We start from the raw sequence: 16,493 nt of genomic DNA, 5'->3' as shown, positions 1-16,493 counted from the left end.
ATCCAGCTTCCGGGGTAGCGGTTCGGGCTAGATGTGGGCTGGGGTCAGATAGAGAACTCCCAGCGGCGGAACCCGCAGATCCGCGTACGCGGGCAGCCCGTTATGCGCTCCTTCTACCGCCTCAACCGGGCCGACGTTCCGTACTCCAGAACCGCCGAACTCCTCGGCATCAGTGTTGAGCAGCTCGGTCCACTGCCCCGACCACGGCATTCCAACCCGGTAGCCCTCGTGCGGCGAACCGGAGAAGTTCGCAACGCAGACAAGAGGATTTCCCTGCGTGTCCCACCGGATGAAGGACAAGGTGTTGTGGGCGCCGTCATTCTCGTCGATCCATTGGAATCCTGAAGGATCGTTATCACGCGCATACAGTGCCGGCGTCTGCCGGTAGATGGAGTTGAGAGACCTGACCATCTCTTGCACGCCCTTATGCGGGATTGTGTCCGACAGCCACCAATCCAGTCCGTACTGCTCGGACCACTCCGACTCCTGGGCAAACTCGGTACCCATGAAGATCAGCTGCTTGCCCGGATGCGCCCACTGGAAAGCTAGATATGCGCGGACGTTGGCCAGCTGCTGCCACCGGTCGCCGGGCATTTTTCGAAGCAGTGAGCCCTTCCCGTGCACGACCTCGTCGTGGCTGATCGGAAGAATGAAGTTTTCGGTGTAGGCGTACACCATGGAGAAGGTAGCTTTGCCGTGATGGTGCACACGGTTGATCGGATCCTCGGCGATGTACTGCAAGGAATCATGCATCCACCCCATGTTCCATTTGATTCCGAAGCCCAGCCCGCCCTGTGAGGTTGGACGGGTAACGCCATCGAAGGCCGTTGATTCCTCGGCGATCATCACGATGCCCGGCACACGCTTGTAGGCGGTCGCATTGACTTCCTGGAGGAAAGAGATTGCCTCAAGGTTTTCACGGCCGCCAAACCTGTTCGGCTGCCATTGACCGTCCTCGCGTGAATAGTCCAGATACAGCATTGAGGCGACTGCATCGACTCTCAACCCGTCGATGTGGAATTCTTCCAGCCAGTACAAGGCATTGGCCACCAGGAAATTACGCACTTCCCGTCGACCGTAATCAAAGATCAGCGTGCCCCAGTCCGGATGCTCGCCCAGCTGAGGGTTGCCGTGCTCGTAGAGAGTGTCGCCGTCGAACCGGGCGAGAGCCCATTCGTCCTTCGGGAAGTGGGCCGGCACCCAGTCCATGATGACGCCGATACCCGCCTGGTGCAGCTTGTCCACAAGGTATTTGAAGTCGTCCGGGTGCCCGAAACGGGCGGTCGGCGCGAAGTAGGACGTCACCTGGTAGCCCCATGACCCGCCGAACGGGTGCTCAGCGACCGGCATCAGCTCGACGTGGGTGAATCCCTGCCACTGCAGGTACTCAACCAGTTGTTCGGCGAGCTGCTTGTAGTCCAGCCCCAGCCGCCAGGACCCAAGGTGCACTTCGTAGACGCTCATCGGACCGTTGTGTGGATCCTTGGAAGCGCGATCCTTGATCCACTCGTCATCTCCGAATACGTAGCGGGACTCCACCACCCGGGACCCGGTAAGCGGCGGAATTTCCGTGCCTCGTGCCATGGGATCGGCTTTCTCACGCCATTGCCCGTCACGACCAAGGATTTCGAACTTGTAGCGGGCGCCCGCCTCTGCTCCCGGAACGAAGAGCTCCCAAATTCCGGAGCTACCGAGCGACCTCATAGCGTGGACCGAGCCGTCCCAGCCGTTGAAGTCGGCCTTGACCCGGACCGACTGGGCATTCGGAGCCCATACAGCAAAGCTGACCCCAGCGATGTCACCGAGCGCGGAAGCGTAGCGGCGTACATGAGCACCCAGAGCCGTCCACAGAGTCTCGTGCCTTCCTTCCGCAAGTAGGTGCATATCGATTTCGCCCAGAGTGGGCAGGAAGCGGTAGGCATCGTCGACCATTTGGGGAGCGCCGTCATACACCACTTCCAAGCGGTAGTCCGGGACGTGTCCGGGCAGCTCAGGTTCAACAGTGCCAACCCAGATGCCGTTGTGTTCATGGCTCAGCTCGGTCCGGCCACTGCCGGTCACCACAGTGACGCTCTCCGCGAGCCGGCGAAGGGTGCGGATGGTTACGTGCCCGTGTTGGTCCAGGTGGGCTCCGAGTACTGCATGCGGCTGGTAGTACCGCCCTTCGGACACCTGCTGAAGGACATCCGGATCCACCTGGATAGGATCACCGGAAAGTGCGGTGGCGACAGGCTGGTCCTGCGCCGCCGCCGTCGCGCCCGCATCCTCAGGGGAATCCTGATTCGATGCTTCTTCTTTGGCGGACCCGCCGCCCTTGAGCATTCGTCGAACTGCTGACACGGGTACGTCCACCCAATCTGGTCGGTTTCTCAATTCGTACACCACCTCGTAGAGTGCCTTGTCAAGCCATAGCGCACGGAAAAGGGAGCCGGCGCGATCGACCGTTGTTCCAGCCTCACTGGAATAGCCGTCGAGGAAGGCAGTCACTGAATCCATTGCCCAGGCCTCAGCGGCCGATGGCGAGACTACCGCTTCGTGTACGCCCACTCCTGCCGCGTACTCCAAAGAACGCACGAGCCCGACGACGTCGCGCACAGGAACATCCGGCACGCTTCGTTCGGATGCCGGCCGCAGCGGTTCACCTTCAAAGTCGAGGACGAGCCATTTACTCCCGCGCGTTGCAAGAATCTGCCCCAGGTGCAGATCCGCATGGATGCGTTGAAGTTCGGGAAGTTCTTTCAATCCCTGCACTTCGCCGATGACTGCCTGGATCTGCTCGTCGTATGGTCCTACGGTGGCCCCAGCCTCACGCCACGCCCACTCGATACGGCTGGCCAGGGACTGCCGAAACTCAGCCGACTCCTGTTCGGTTGCGGCGCGGCTCCCGAAGGCCTGTGCGAGCTGATTGTGGATGCGTGCGATGACCCGTCCGAGCTCACCCGCCTCCGTGGTGAACGGTTGTCCCGCTTCCAAGGCGGTGACGGCCTGCCGCCAGGCATCCTTGCTGCCCGGAATGAATTCCCGAAGCACGCTGAGATGCCCGGTGACCCATTCATCAGCGGACCTGGTGTCCTGCCAACTGCCCATCACCCAACCGAAAGTCTGCGGTACGTCGGTTGATCCGGCATCGGTGAGTTTTGCGCTCACCAGGACATCAGGGCTCTCCCCGGCTGCGAGGACCCGGAAGAATTTCAGGATGGTCGGCGTCCCACCGGAGGAAATGACCACGGAGGTGTTCGACTGTTCGCCGCCGAGCACCGAGATATCAGCCGACGCAGGGACGCTGGGAGAGGAACCGAAGTCGCCGAGTGAGGTTGCCCTGGTTCGGCCGTCATCCGTGCCGCCCTGAGTCCGGATGAGCTCGAGCCACGCGGCAATGAATACGGGATCATGGGTGCCGTCGTAGACGTACCTGCGTCCCAGTTCGGCGTGGTCGGTCTCTCCGAGCAGCGCCGACTCCGCCCCCTTGAGGGGCTCCGACCGAAAAGTAAGCGGCACATTGACGACGTCCAGCCGTCTTCCGGACTCAACCGCAACGAGATGCACCTCCAACCCCACTTCATCCGCCGGGTCCTCCAACCGGACACCACCGGCGCGGCTCAGGGATATCTCCCTGCCTTTCGAAGGGAACCAGCGCTGGGTGGGCATCCAGGCCGTGAGCAGTTCGGGAACGGATGACGTCGATACGGCCATTACTGTACTGCCTTCGAGATAGGAATTACGGGCATCGCTTCGGTATGCGGAGAGGCCACATTGGAACTGGCCGAACGCAACCGCAGCCAGTAGAAGTCATGGCTGCCCAGCGTCAGGGTGAGATCGCCGTCATCGCCGAACGCCGGGAACGGGGTACCGCCGAAGAGATCACGCAGTCCCCTGCCCGAGTACTCCGGCAGGTGCAGCCGTGCTGCTACCGGATGCTGCGACAGGTTGAACACGCACAGGATCACCTCCGGCTGCTCCCCTTCAGGGTTGTCGGCCGGAACTTCACGGATGAACGCGAGCACCGGCTCGGCCTCAGTGGGTACGTTGCGATAAGAGCCAAGACCGAACGCGGGGTGGGATCGCCGCACCGCGAGCATCTGCCGCATCCAGTGGAGCAACGAACTCGAGCTTGCGAGCTGCGCTTCGACGTTCACATGGTTGTAGTGATAAACGAGCGATTGAACCACCGGAAGGTAAAGCTTGCCGGGATCGGCGGTCGAGAAGCCCGCGTTCCTGTCCGGGTTCCATTGCATGGGCGTTCGGGAGGCATCGCGGTCCTCAAGCCAGATGTTGTCTCCCATGCCGATCTCATCGCCGTAGTACAGGAACGGGCTGCCTGGCAGGGAGAGCAGCAGTGCATGGATGAGTTCCACTTCCGCCCGCGAGTTGTCCAGCAGCGGCGAAAGACGACGCCGGATACCGATATTGGCGCGCATCCGGGAATCAGGTGCGTACCAGCCAAGCATCGCTTCGCGTTCCTCGTTAGTCACCATCTCCAGCGTGAGTTCATCATGGTTCCGCAGGAAGGTTCCCCACTGGGCACCGGCCGGGATGTCAGGCGTCTCGGCCATCGTCTCGATGATCGGGGCTGCTTTCTGGTCCCGCAGGGCGTAAAAGAGCCGCGGCATGATCGGAAAGTGAAAGCACATGTGGCACTCTGCGCCTTCTTCGTCACCGAAGTACTCCACAACCTCGTCGGGCATCTGGTTTGCTTCAGCGATGATGACGCGTCCGGGATAGTTCTCGTCCACCATGGCCCGTAGTTCCTTGAGGAAGGTGTGAGTGGCGGGAAGGTTCTCGCAGTTGGTTCCCTCCTCTTCGAAGAGGTAGGGAATGGCATCTGCCCGGAAGCCGTCAATCCCCTGGTCCAGCCAGAACCGCACGACGTCGAACAGTGCCTCCGTCACCTTCGGGTTCTCGAAGTTGAGGTCAGGCTGGTGGCTGAAGAACCTGTGCCAGAAGAACTGCCGGCGGACTGGATCGAAAGTCCAGTTGGACTCCTCCGTGTCAACGAATATGATCCGGGCGTCCTGGTACTTCTCGTCGGTGTCGCTCCACACGTAGAAGTCGCCGTACGGCCCGTCCGGGTCTGTGCGCGACTCCTCGAACCACTGGTGTTTGTCGGAAGTGTGGTTCAGCGGGAGGTCGATGATGACACGAACGCCACGTGCGTGCGCTTCGGCCACCAGCCGCTTGAAGTCGCTCAGGCTGCCAAACTCGTCGAGCACATCATAGTAATCCGCGATGTCATAGCCGCCATCACGCAGCGGGGACTTGAAGAACGGTGGAAGCCAGAGGCAGTCGACTCCGAGCCACTGCAGATAGTCGAGTTTGTCGATCAGGCCGGTGAAATCCCCGGAGCCATCGCCGTTCGCGTCGGCGAAACCTCGAACCAACACTTCATAGAACACGGCCTTGCGGTACCAGTGCGGGTCATGTGCAAGGCCTGGGGCATGCAGCTGAAACGGATTCGCCACTAACGAGTCCTCCTGACGGAAAGGATGTGAGCCGGTTCCACGTGAGCATCCAGCCTGACATAGTTGTGTGCTCCCCACTGCCAGCTTTGGCCGGTGATGAGGTCATCCACCCAGAAGGTGCCATCCTCATTCCAGTCGCCGTCCGCAAGACCGAGGGCACCGAGGTTGAGGGACACGGTGGACTCCCGTGCGCTGTGCGGATCAACATTGACGACAACGATGAGTGTGTCCTTTTCCTGGCCATCCTCCCCCAGGCCTTCCTTGTGCTTGGAGAAAACCAGGGTGGCCTCGTCCGTGCTGCTGTGGACCGTGAGGTTCTCGAGATCACCGAGTGCCGGATGGGAGCGGCGGATCTCATTCAACCGGGTAAGGAAGGGTGCGAGGCTTCGCCCCTGAGCTTCGGCGGCTTCGTAGTCACGGGGACGGTACTCGAACTTTTCATTGTCGATGTACTCCTCCGCACCCGGCCGGGCAACGTGTTCGTATAGCTCATAGCCGGCGTACACACCCCAGAGCGGGCTTGCCATGGAGGCAAGCACGGCCCTCACCTTGAACGCTGCCGGCCCACCGTACTGGAGGTACTCGGTGAGGATGTCCGGTGTGTTCACAAAGAAGTTGGGGCGGAAGAACGCCGCAGTGTCCCGGCTGACCTCGGTGAAGTACTGCTCCAACTCCTCCTTGGTGTTGCGCCAGGTGAAGTAGGTGTAGGACTGCTGGAAGCCTGCCCGTCCGAGGGCATGCATCATGGCCGGCCGCGTGAACGCCTCGGCCAGGAACACGACATCGGGATGTTTCCTGTTCACCTGCGCGATGAGCCATTCCCAGAACTGCACCGGCTTGGTATGGGGGTTGTCCACGCGGAAAATACGGACGCCGTGGCTCACCCACAGCAGAACTATGCGCAGCACCTCGTTGTAGATGCCGTCCGGATCATTGTCGAAATTGATCGGATAGATGTCCTGGTACTTCTTCGGCGGGTTCTCGGCGTAGGCGATAGACCCGTCCACGCGTGTGGTGAACCACTCGGGGTGTTCCGTGACCCAGGGATGGTCAGGCGAAGCCTGCAGCGCAAGGTCCAGGGCCACTTCGAGGTTCAGGTCATGAGCCCGCTGGACAAAGGCGTCGAAGTCCTCGAAAGTTCCCAGATCCGGGTGGATGGCGTCATGACCACCCTCCGGACCGCCGATTGCCCACGGGGAACCGGGATCCCCCGGCCCTGCGTTCAAGGTGTTGTTCGGGCCTTTGCGGTGCGTTTTACCGATCGGGTGGATCGGAGGGAGGTAGACGACGTCGAAACCCATCTGTGCAACAGCGGGGAGCCTTTGGGCTGCGGTGACGAAGTTTCCCGAGGTCCACTCTGCGGCGCCGGGGTCATAACTGGCGCCTTCTGAGCGCGGGAAGAACTCGTACCAGGCGCCCCGGCCGGCAGCCTCGCGCTCCACGAGGATCGGGTACGCGCGGGACGGCGTCACCAGAGCCCGCAACGGCTCACGCTCGACCGCTGCGCGAATGTCCGGGGCGTGCCCGGCGGCGAGACGCTCATCAATGGGCAACTCCCGGTTCCGGAGCCGCTCCGCGGTGGCGAGGAACAGGTCCTTCTCCGGCGCGGGCCGGGAGGAAGACTGGGAGGTGAAGAGCACCGCCCCCTCTTCGAGCATCAGCTCGACGTCGACGCCCACTTCAATTTTTACGGTGGCGTTATGGTGCCAGGTTTCATACAGATCACTCCAGCCCTCGATCAGGAAGGAATGAAGCCCGACGGCGGCTGGCCGGAGCCGGCCTTCATAGTGATCCGTTCCCATCCCGAGCGGCGCCAGCCGTACCCGCTGCACTTCCGCGCCCTGTGGGTCGAGCAGTACTGCCGATACACCGAGTTGGTCGTGGCCCTCCCGGAAAACCGTTGCTCCCACCACAATGTCGGATCCCGGTACGGCCTTCGAGGGGAACAAGCCGCCCTCGACCACCGGAGACACCTTGGTGATGGGAATCCGTCCGAACCGTAAATCTTCGCTCATGGATGCGCCTGCCCTTTTTCGTGTCGCCTCGCTCGAAGTGGTCACAGACTAGACGTTATCCATTATCGCGTCAGATTGCTAAGGCGACTTTCTAAAGGGGACAAGTGTTGCACTTCACATTGCAAGCGTTTACGCACATGAGGGGCCAAGACGTACTCCGGCTCGGAAATGTACGCTAACCTACCCAACGTGAAGGCAATCCGTAGGTTTACTGTCCGTACCGTTCTTCCGCCGAGCATCGCTCCCCTAGGTAAGCTGGCTGGCAATCTGCGCTGGTCCTGGCATTTGCCTACTGCGAGACTGTTCCATGACATCAATCCCGAGGCGTGGGAATCCAGCGGCCACGATCCCGTCCAGTTCCTCGGATCCATCACCCGGGAGCAGCTGAAGCGTATTGCCGTGAACCAGGAACTGGTGTCGCGGATTCAGGATCTCGGAGCTGACCTGGAGCAGTACCTGTCAGAGCCACGGTGGTACCAATCGCTCGGTGAGGACGCACCCAAGTCCATCGCCTACTTCTCCCCCGAGTACGGCATCAGCGCTGTGCTTCCCCAGTATTCCGGCGGCCTCGGCATTCTGGCCGGTGACCACCTCAAGGCGGCATCCGACCTGGGCGTGCCGCTGGTCGGTGTCGGGCTTCTTTACCAAGCGGGCTACTTCAAACAGTCCCTCTCCCGCGACGCATGGCAGCAGGAAACCTATCCCGTCCTCGACCCGGACGGACTCCCCCTTACGCTCCTCTGTGAGGAGGACGGCGCCGCTGCAACGGTAGTGCTCCCGCTTCCCAACGGGCGTGAGCTGCGCGCCCACATCTGGAGGGCCGACGTCGGGCGCGTTCCGTTGCTGCTCCTAGATTCCAATGTTCCAGGCAATGACGAAGCGGCGCGCAACGTCACCGACCGCCTGTACGGCGGCGGCGGCGACCAGCGTCTGCAGCAGGAGCTGCTGCTGGGTATGGGCGGAGTGAAGGCACTGCGCATCTTCGAGCGGCTGACCGGGCTTCCCGCCCCCGAGGTCTTCCACACCAACGAGGGACACGCCGGGTTCCTCGGCATTGAGCGCATCCGCGAGCTCATGGACTCCTCCAATGAGCAGCCGATGTCCTGGGAGGAAGCTCTGACAGCCGGCCGCGCATCCACGGTCTTCACCACACATACCCCGGTTCCGGCCGGTATTGACCGATTTGAACGGGCACAGATCCAGCATTTCTTCGATGCCGGGCTGGCGCCTTCCGTTCCCACCGAGCGTGTCCTCGAACTGGGAGCAGAAAATTACGACGGCGGTGACGGGTCGAAGTTCAATATGGCGGTCATGGGCCTGCGGCTGGCGCAGCGCGCCAACGGTGTTGCCAAGCTGCACGGCGAGGTGTCACGCGAAATGTTCTCGGGACTATGGCCGGGCTTCGACTCCCGGGAAGTTCCCATCACCTCGGTGACGAACGGCGTCCACGTACCCACCTGGGTGGACCCCCTCATCGCCGACTTCGCCCGGGAGAACTTCGGCGCGGAATCCGTGCTGGACCCGCAGTGGGCACGCGTGTATGACGTTGAGGACGCCGACATCTGGCGGCTGAGGCGGATCATGCGCTCCAACCTCATCGATGATGTCCGCTCCCGGTTGCGGTCTTCCTGGAAGAAGCGCGGCGCAGCCGACGCCGAGCTGGCCTGGACGGATAGTGTCCTGGACCCGGACGTGCTCACCATCGGATTCGCGCGCCGCGTACCCACCTACAAGCGGCTCACCCTGATGCTGCGCGATGCCGACCGCCTCAAGGCGCTTCTGCTGCACCCCACCAATCCCATCCAGCTCGTCATCGCAGGAAAGTCGCACCCCGCCGATGAGCAGGGCAAGCGCATGATCCAGGACCTCGTCCGGTTCACTGACGACCCCGAGGTGCGCCACCGGATTGTGTTCCTGCCGAACTACGACATCGCCATGGCACGCACACTGTTCCCGGGTTGCGATGTGTGGCTCAACAACCCCCTCCGCCCGCTCGAGGCGTGCGGGACGTCCGGGATGAAGTCAGCCATCAACGGTGGGCTCAACCTGTCGGTGCTGGACGGCTGGTGGGATGAAATGTACGACGGCGACAACGGCTGGGCAATCCCGACCGCCAACAACGGTGCCTCCGCCGACGAGCGTGACGACATCGAGGCAGCAGCCCTGTATGACCTCATCGAAGAGCAGGTGGCTCCCCGCTTCTACAGCACGGTCCGCGCACCGGGCGTAAGCGCTGCCGGTCCCTCGTCACCCTCCAGCGACGGCGTCCCGCATCAGTGGGTGTCGATGATCAAGCACACCATGGCGAAGCTGGGCCCTGCGGTTTCCGCCGAGCGCATGCTCCAGGACTATGTAGGCCAGCTGTACCAGCCCGCCTGCCGTGCAGGACGACTGGCAGTCCGCGACGGCTACAGCTCGGCGAAGCAGATGGCCTCCTGGCGTTCGAAGATCAAGGACGGCTGGTCTGCCGTGCAGGTCGAGCACGTTGACTCGCTTGGTGTGTCCGAGGAACCACAGATCGGAGACACGCTCACCGTCAACGCCTACGTCTCGCTGGGTAGCGTAGGGCCCGAAGACGTGTCGGTGGAAGTGGTCTACGGCCGCGCCTCCGATAGTGACGACCTGAGCGAGGTAGCCGTAGCGGATCTTCAGGTTGGCGAGGATCTGGGCCGCGGACGGTTCCTGTTCAGTGGAGAGATTGTCATTGACCACTCCGGCTCGTTCGGGTACACCGTCCGCGTGCTGCCCCAACACGAGAGCCTTGCTTCCCGGGCTGAACTTGGACTCGTGGTGAACGCCTAAACGCGATAGACAGTTACTGAGTTCGCCGCCGCGGTGTCCGTTTCTCCTCCACAGAGACGGGCACCGCGGCGTTTTGCGTTGGCATCCGCTGTGGTGAACCGCAGCTCGAACATCTGGTTCTGACTCTCGGGGAAACCCAGCCCATGCAGTGCTGCTGCCGTGGGAAGAACCAGGCTGCGGTCCTCCAGATGTCCATTGACCACAATCAGACCGTCGAGGTCCCCGCCGGGCGATCCAAGCAGCAGCTGGACGGTCCGGCACTCAGGATCCGACCATTGCTCCTGGCGCATCGGCTCGCCGTCCGCGTTGAACCAGAGCAGGTACGAGGTATCTTCCCGCGCGGGGTATCCGGCGGGCTGCTCGGTGAGGAACTCCCGGCGGATACGAAGCAGTTCGCGTGTTGCCGTGAGCATGCCGCGAGCGTCCTCGTTGTGGTTCCAGTGGACCCACGCCAGTTCATTGTCCTGGCAGTAAGCGTTGTTGTTCCCATGCTGGGTGCGGCCGAACTCATCGCCGGCCGTGATCATCGGGACCCCGAGCGCGAGCAGCTGCGTAGCCATCAGGTTCCGGGCTGTGAGGGAACGGGCGGCAAGAATGGCCTCCTGCTCCGTTGGTCCCTCGACACCGTGGTTGTAGCTGCGGTTGTCGTTGTGTCCGTCGCGGTTGGCCTCGCCGTTGGCCTCGTTGTGCTTCCGGTTGTAGGCCGTCAGGTCCGCCAGAGTGAAGCCGTCGTGGGCGGTGACGAAGTTGATTGAAGACACCGCCGTCCGACCGGACCGGCCGAACACCTCGGCTGAGCCGGCCAGACAACTGGCCAGGCGTGCCACGGTGCCGCCGCGCCGTCCCTCGGCCAGGGCCGCCTGGTCCGACAGCCAGAAGTCGCGGGCGGTGTCCCGGAAGCGGTCGTTCCAGTCCGCCCAGCCCTGGGGAAAGTTTCCCGTCTGCCAGCCGTTGTAGCCGACGTCCCACGGTTCAGCAATCAGCTTGACACCGCTGAGCACGGTGTCTGCGGCGATGGCGATCAGCAGGGGGTGCCGCGGCGTGAACTGGTGGCTTTCATCCCGGCAGAGGGCGACGGCGAGGTCAAAGCGGAAGCCATCGATCCCGAACTCGTCGACCCAGTACCGCAGAGAGTCCAGCGCGAACTGAATTACGCGCGGTTCGGTGAAATTGACCGTGTTTCCGCAACCGGTGGTGTCCAGGTAACGGCCGTCGTCGTGGTGGCGGTAGTACTTCATCTCACTCAGCCCGCGCCAGCAGAGTGCGGGACCGCCCTGCGGGCCCTCGGCGGTGTGGTTGTAGACGACATCGAGGATGACCTCGATCCCGGCCTCGTGGAGGAGCCGGACCATGCCCTTCAGCTCGTCCTGCACCGCTTTTGGTCCAGCCTCGCGTGCGGCCTCAGTGGCGTACTCCGGGTGAGGCGCGAAAAACCCGAGCGTGTTGTAGCCCCAGTAGTTGCTCAGCCCGAGCGGTTCCAGGTGGGGCTCATCAATGTGGAAGTGGATCGGCAGGAGCTCAACGGCTGTAACTCCAAGCTCCAACAGGTGCCGGATCATTGCCGGATGAGCCAGGCCCGCGTAAGTGCCGCGGAGCTCCTCAGGCACATCCGGGTGCAGCTGCGTGAGACCTTTGACGTGCGCCTCGTAAATAACGCTGTCCCTCCAGCGGGTACCCGGACGGCGGGATGAGCCCCAGTTGAACGCCTGATCGACCACTACGGAGAAGTAGACCGGGTTTTCATCCACCCGGACGGTGTCGATGGCGCGGCCGTACGGGTCCAGCAACAGCTGCGATGTGCCGGGCTCACCCTGCAGCGGCGCATCGTCAGGCCAGAACGCGTACCTGGAGGATTCGCCCATCCCCTCCACCAAACCGTGGTGAACCCCGTCCGTGAGTTCCGGAAGCACAACGGCGTTCCAGCTGCCCTGAGAGTCCTGATAATGAACCGCCACTGTATCCAGGTCAGGTGCGTACACGGCCACGTCGAACAGGTTCGACTGGTTTCCGGCGCACCGGCGGACCCCCAGCGGGAAAGCTTGGGAACGTTGGGTGATCTCGGTGGTCAGGCTCATAGGGGGAATTCGTTTCCTAACGGGCTTCGGCCGCCCGCTGACGCGAGATTTCATAGAGACTGATGCCCACAGCCATAGAAGCGTTCAGAGATTCCATGGCGGAGTCAATCGGAATGGACACGATTTGGTCGCAGTTCTCCCGCACCAGCCGTGACAGGCCCTTGCCCTCTGAACCCACCACCAGACATACAGGCTCGACGCCGAGGGTGATCTCCGGCAACGAGACGTCGCCGTCCCCGTCCAGCCCCAAAACAAAAATGCCCATGTCCTTGAAGGATTTCAGGGAGGAGTTCAGGTTGCCCACACGGGCCACCGGTACCCGCACAGCCGCTCCGGCACTCGTTTTCCAGGCGGAAGCCGTCACACCGACCGAGCGCCGTTCCGGCACAAGAACGCCGTGGCCGCTGAACGCGGACAGCGACCGGATGATGGCGCCGAGGTTACGGGGGTCAGTGATGCCGTCCAGCGCGACGAACAGCGGCGCCTGGCTGATGTGCCCCTTCTTCCATTTGGCGATGGTCTCGCTGGCGAGGTCGAGGCCGTCTGCGTATTCATACGGCGGAATCTGCAGCATCATGCCCTGGTGAACGGAGCCGTCCGCGAGACGGTCCAGCTCAGGCTTACCCGTTTCCATGAGGGGAATGCCGCGCTCTGTTGCTAGCTTGAGCGACTCACGGACGCGGTCATCCACGTCGATCCGGATGGCGACATACAGTGCCTTGGCAGGGATGCCGGCCCGTAGCGCTTCCACGACGGCGTTCCGCCCGGTGACGTACTCTTCCCCCGGCTTTGCCTTGGACCGGCCGGGAGCTACCCTGCCGGCAAGCCGCTTTGCGGCGGAGCGCTCAGCCAACTGCTTGCTCTTGTGCGACTTGTGGTACGGGCGGTCTTCAGCCTTGGGCGTGGGCCCCTTGCCCTCAAGCGACTTCCGTCCGTGGCCGCCCGTGCCGATGGTGGGACCCTTCTTGGTCTTGCGGATAGCACCAGGACGTCCGTGGGGGTTGGCCATGGGGAAACACCTTCAGATAGGGGACTTGCGTCAGTCCAGTTTACGCGGGCGGATGCCTGGTCCCTCCCCTGCCGATTTTCGGGACCGTCAGTCGCGGGAGAGGCTCCAGCGCGCACCGTCCGGAGAGTCCTCGACCACGACGCCGGCTCCCGCCAGTGCGTCCCGGATGGCATCCGCCCGGGCCCAATCCCTGGCTGCGCGGGCCGAGGCGCGTTCGCTGAGCTGCGATCGGATCAGGGCGTCGAGGGCTCCGTGTTCCGGGCTCTCCCGGTTCCCTTCGGCCGACCTCGCATCATCAAGCCCCAGCGCAGCGGTCATGGCGGTGACTGCGGCTGCTGCCCGGGCGGCGCCGTCGTCGTCCTTGTTTGCCAGCGCCGAATTGCCGGCACGCACCGTCTCGTGGAGGACAGCGAGTGCGCGGGGAACATTCAGATCCTCGTCCATGGCCTCGGCGAAGGCCTCCGGTAGGTCCTGCCACTGCGGCGCGCTCCCCCCGTCACTCGACTTTGCTGTACCCGCCTTCGCAAGGAACCCGTCAATGCGTTCGACGGCGGCAGCAGCCTCCTGGAGCGACGTGGGCCGGTAGTCGAGAACGGAGCGGTAATGCGCCTGGCCCAGGTAGTAGCGGACTACCCTGGCGTCGGCGAGCTGCAGCATCTCATCCGGGCTGATGGTGTTACCCACCGACTTGGACATTTTCTCGCCCTCGTAGGTCACCATCCCGTTGTGCATCCAGAACCGGGCGAAGGCATGCCCGGCGGCCTGCGACTGCGCCATCTCGTTCTCGTGATGGGGAAAGCGCAGGTCCAGGCCGCCGCCGTGGATGTCGAACTCGGCGCCAAGGTACTTGGTCACCATCGCAGAGCACTCAAGGTGCCAGCCGGGACGGCCCGGGCCCCACGGACTGGGCCACGCCGCCGTCTCCGGTTCGCCCTCTTTCCAACCCTTCCAGAGAGCGAAGTCACGTGGGTCTTTCTTGCGGTTGCTGAACTGCGCTTCGACATCCGGCGCGGCCTGCATGTCATCAACGTCCTGGTTGGTGAGGCTGCCGTAAGCAGGCCAGGACCGCACATCGAAGTAGACGTCACCTGAGCCGTCCGCAGCCGGATACGCATGGCCGCGGTCGATGAGTTGCCCGATGAGCTGGTGCATTTCCAGGATGTGCCCGGTGGCGCGGGGTTCATAGGTGGGCCGCTGCACGCCGAGGGTGTCATACGCCTTAAGGAACTCCTGCTCGTAGCGGTAGGCCAATGCCCACCACTCTTCGTTGGGCACAGCGTCCGGATCTGTGGGCACTTCCTCGAAGGAGGCTTTGGACTTGGCAAGGATTTTGTCATCAATGTCCGTGACGTTTCGGACCACGGTCACCGCGTAACCGCGGATACGCAGCCAGCGGGTGAGCTGGTCGAAGGCGATTGCGGAACGGACGTGCCCCACATGCGGCATCCCCTGGACGGTGGCCCCGCAATAGTAGACCCGCGCTTCCCCGGGATGTACCGGTGTGAACTCTCGGATTACTGCCGTTGCGGTGTCATAGAATCTCAGGCTCACCGATCCAGACTACCGAATCGGGCTGCACCGGCCGGCAGCCGCCGGCGAAGTGTCAGAGCTGAACGACGACGGCGGTGGCGATCGCCGCTATTCCATCACCACGGCCAGTGAAACCCAGTCCGTCGCTGGTGGTTGCCGAGACGCTGACCGATGCTCCGATCGCCGCAGAGAGGAGCGCTTCCGCTTCCGGGCGGCGGGGCGTGAACCGCGGACGGTTCCCAACCAGCTGGACGGCGACATTGCCAATTTCAAAGCCAGCGGCGCGAACAATCCGGGCGGCTTCCGTTAGGAGTAGGACGCCGGACGCACCGGCATATTCGGGACGGTCGGTGCCGAAGTTGGTGCCGAGGTCGCCTGTTCCTGAGGCAGAGAACAGGGCATCGGCTGCTGCGTGCGCAACGGCGTCGCCGTCGGAATGGCCGGCCAGCCCGCGCTCGCCCGGCCATTGAAGCCCGGCCAGCCACAGCGTGCGCGGCTGGTCATCGGGCGCAAAGGCATGGACGTCGATGCCGATACCGGTGCGTGGAAGATTAGCGCTCACTGCTGCTCCCCTGCGTGTTCGCGAGCCCGGCGCACAAGCGCTTCGGCGAGCATCAGATCAAGGGGCGTAGTGACCTTGAAGGCCTCGGGGTGGCCCTCAACTACACGAACAGGCACCCCGAGTGACTCGACTAGCATCGCGTCGTCGGTGATGTCGGCATCGCTCGTTTCCGAATGCACACGCCGCAGGAGCTGCAGAGTAAATCCCTGCGGCGTTTGGATCGCCCGCAGTCCGGCGCGAGCTGGGGTAGCCGCAACCCAGCCGTCACTCACGCTCTTGATGGTGTCAGCTACCGCGACACCCGGAGTGACCGCTTCTGCGCCGTCCATGAGCGTCTGCAACACACGCCGGAATACTTCTGGTGGCGTCAGTGCGCGAGCCGCGTCATGAACTAGCACGTACCGGACCGTTGAAGGGAGGGTGGATAAGCCCGCTCGCACTGATGCCTGACGTGTCACGCCCCCCTCAACTACGGTCACCGATGGCCCGCCGGAGTGATCAACTACTGCCCGCAAAGTATCGTCGCCAGGCGGGAGAACAACGCACACGTGGGCATCAATTCGAGATGCCAGACATGCTCGGAGGGCGTGCTCCAAGATGGTGGCGTCGCCGATACGCACTTGCGCTTTGGGAACGCCCATTCCGAGGCGGCTACCGGAACCAGCCGCAACAAGAACAATGGCTTGCTTAGGATTCACCACTAACCAGACGATACGCCAATAGTTTGCCAAGCACGCAGAGCGTAGTGCTTGTGTGCTCGCAGGACCATAGGTCGGAACCTCTGGTCCTGCCATAGTGATTTGCTTCGCCGGCGCGGGCGTGCGGTTGTTCCTAGCGGTTATTGCCATCTTCGCTGCCTTGGTCTCCGCTACCACGCCTTGGATTATCGCCGCTTGCGCGGCTAGGGGAGTGTCAGGTTGGGAGTGGCACCGCAAGCTATCTCGACGAGCGCGAACTTGAGAAAATAAGCACTGCTGCTCGCAAGGATCCTCGCTCAGGATTGTGTGCGAAGGCCCCTTGCGAGCAGCAGCCCGGCCATAA

The 16,493-nt window shown here is 62.9% G+C and carries 9 protein-coding genes; 1 reads left to right on the top strand and 8 read right to left on the bottom strand.

The annotated features are described in order from the left end of the window. Window positions 1-27 precede the first annotated feature (27 nt). The 3 genes from glgB to ACZ2GY_RS02310 are packed head-to-tail and all read right to left on the bottom strand — an operon-like array spanning window position 28 to window position 7,474. Entirely contained in the window at window positions 28-3,693 is a 3,666-nt protein-coding gene (gene glgB, locus ACZ2GY_RS02320; protein ID WP_471672871.1) for a 1,4-alpha-glucan branching protein GlgB, read from the bottom strand. After that, window positions 3,693-5,459, bottom strand: coding sequence for a maltose alpha-D-glucosyltransferase (treS, locus tag ACZ2GY_RS02315; protein ID WP_346028011.1), 1,767 nt, complete (start codon window positions 5,457-5,459; stop codon window positions 3,693-3,695). The genes glgB and treS overlap by 1 nt, the downstream gene beginning before the upstream one ends. Continuing rightward, window positions 5,459-7,474, bottom strand: a complete 2,016-nt coding sequence (locus ACZ2GY_RS02310; protein WP_471672870.1) for an alpha-1,4-glucan--maltose-1-phosphate maltosyltransferase — start codon at window positions 7,472-7,474, stop codon at window positions 5,459-5,461. The genes treS and ACZ2GY_RS02310 overlap by 1 nt, the downstream gene beginning before the upstream one ends. Before the next feature lie 189 nt (window positions 7,475-7,663). Between ACZ2GY_RS02310 and glgP the strand changes: the two genes are divergently transcribed. Next, window positions 7,664-10,276, top strand: coding sequence for an alpha-glucan family phosphorylase (gene glgP, locus ACZ2GY_RS02305; protein ID WP_471672869.1), 2,613 nt, complete (start codon window positions 7,664-7,666; stop codon window positions 10,274-10,276). Here glgP and glgX read toward each other — a convergent pair. The 5 genes from glgX to ispD form a co-directional block, all read right to left on the bottom strand. Further along, window positions 10,273-12,351, bottom strand: coding sequence for a glycogen debranching protein GlgX (glgX, locus tag ACZ2GY_RS02300; protein WP_277358014.1), 2,079 nt, complete (start codon window positions 12,349-12,351; stop codon window positions 10,273-10,275). The two genes, glgP and glgX, sit on opposite strands and share 4 nt — an antisense overlap. A 16-nt stretch (window positions 12,352-12,367) precedes the next feature. Next, on the bottom strand, window positions 12,368-13,360 hold the full coding sequence (gene rlmB, locus ACZ2GY_RS02295) for a 23S rRNA (guanosine(2251)-2'-O)-methyltransferase RlmB (RefSeq protein WP_471672868.1): 993 nt from the start codon (window positions 13,358-13,360) through the stop codon (window positions 12,368-12,370). 87 nt (window positions 13,361-13,447) lie between these two features. Beyond that, window positions 13,448-14,911 (bottom strand): cysteine--tRNA ligase, encoded by a 1,464-nt coding sequence (cysS, locus tag ACZ2GY_RS02290; protein ID WP_471672867.1) that lies wholly within the window; start codon window positions 14,909-14,911, stop codon window positions 13,448-13,450. 52 nt (window positions 14,912-14,963) lie between these two features. After that, complete coding sequence (gene ispF, locus ACZ2GY_RS02285) at window positions 14,964-15,452, bottom strand: 2-C-methyl-D-erythritol 2,4-cyclodiphosphate synthase (protein ID WP_471672866.1); 489 nt, start codon at window positions 15,450-15,452, stop codon at window positions 14,964-14,966. Beyond that, window positions 15,449-16,093, bottom strand: a complete 645-nt coding sequence (gene ispD, locus ACZ2GY_RS02280; protein ID WP_471673529.1) for a 2-C-methyl-D-erythritol 4-phosphate cytidylyltransferase — start codon at window positions 16,091-16,093, stop codon at window positions 15,449-15,451. The genes ispF and ispD overlap by 4 nt, the downstream gene beginning before the upstream one ends. Between the last annotated feature and the right edge of the window lie 400 nt (window positions 16,094-16,493).

The organism is Arthrobacter sp. KKT183, from assembly GCF_055657625.1.
Note: the sequence above shows the minus strand (reverse complement) of the source record. Positions and strands in the feature narration are given on the sequence as shown.

Coding starts and splice junctions, on each gene's coding strand:
- glgB (WP_471672871.1), bottom strand. CDS start 3,693: ATGGCCGTATCGACGTCATCCGTTCCCGAACTGCTCACGGCCTGGATG.
- ACZ2GY_RS02310 (WP_471672870.1), bottom strand. CDS start 7,474: ATGAGCGAAGATTTACGGTTCGGACGGATTCCCATCACCAAGGTGTCT.
- glgX (WP_277358014.1), bottom strand. CDS start 12,351: ATGAGCCTGACCACCGAGATCACCCAACGTTCCCAAGCTTTCCCGCTG.
- rlmB (WP_471672868.1), bottom strand. CDS start 13,360: ATGGCCAACCCCCACGGACGTCCTGGTGCTATCCGCAAGACCAAGAAG.
- ispD (WP_471673529.1), bottom strand. CDS start 16,093: ATGGGCGTTCCCAAAGCGCAAGTGCGTATCGGCGACGCCACCATCTTG.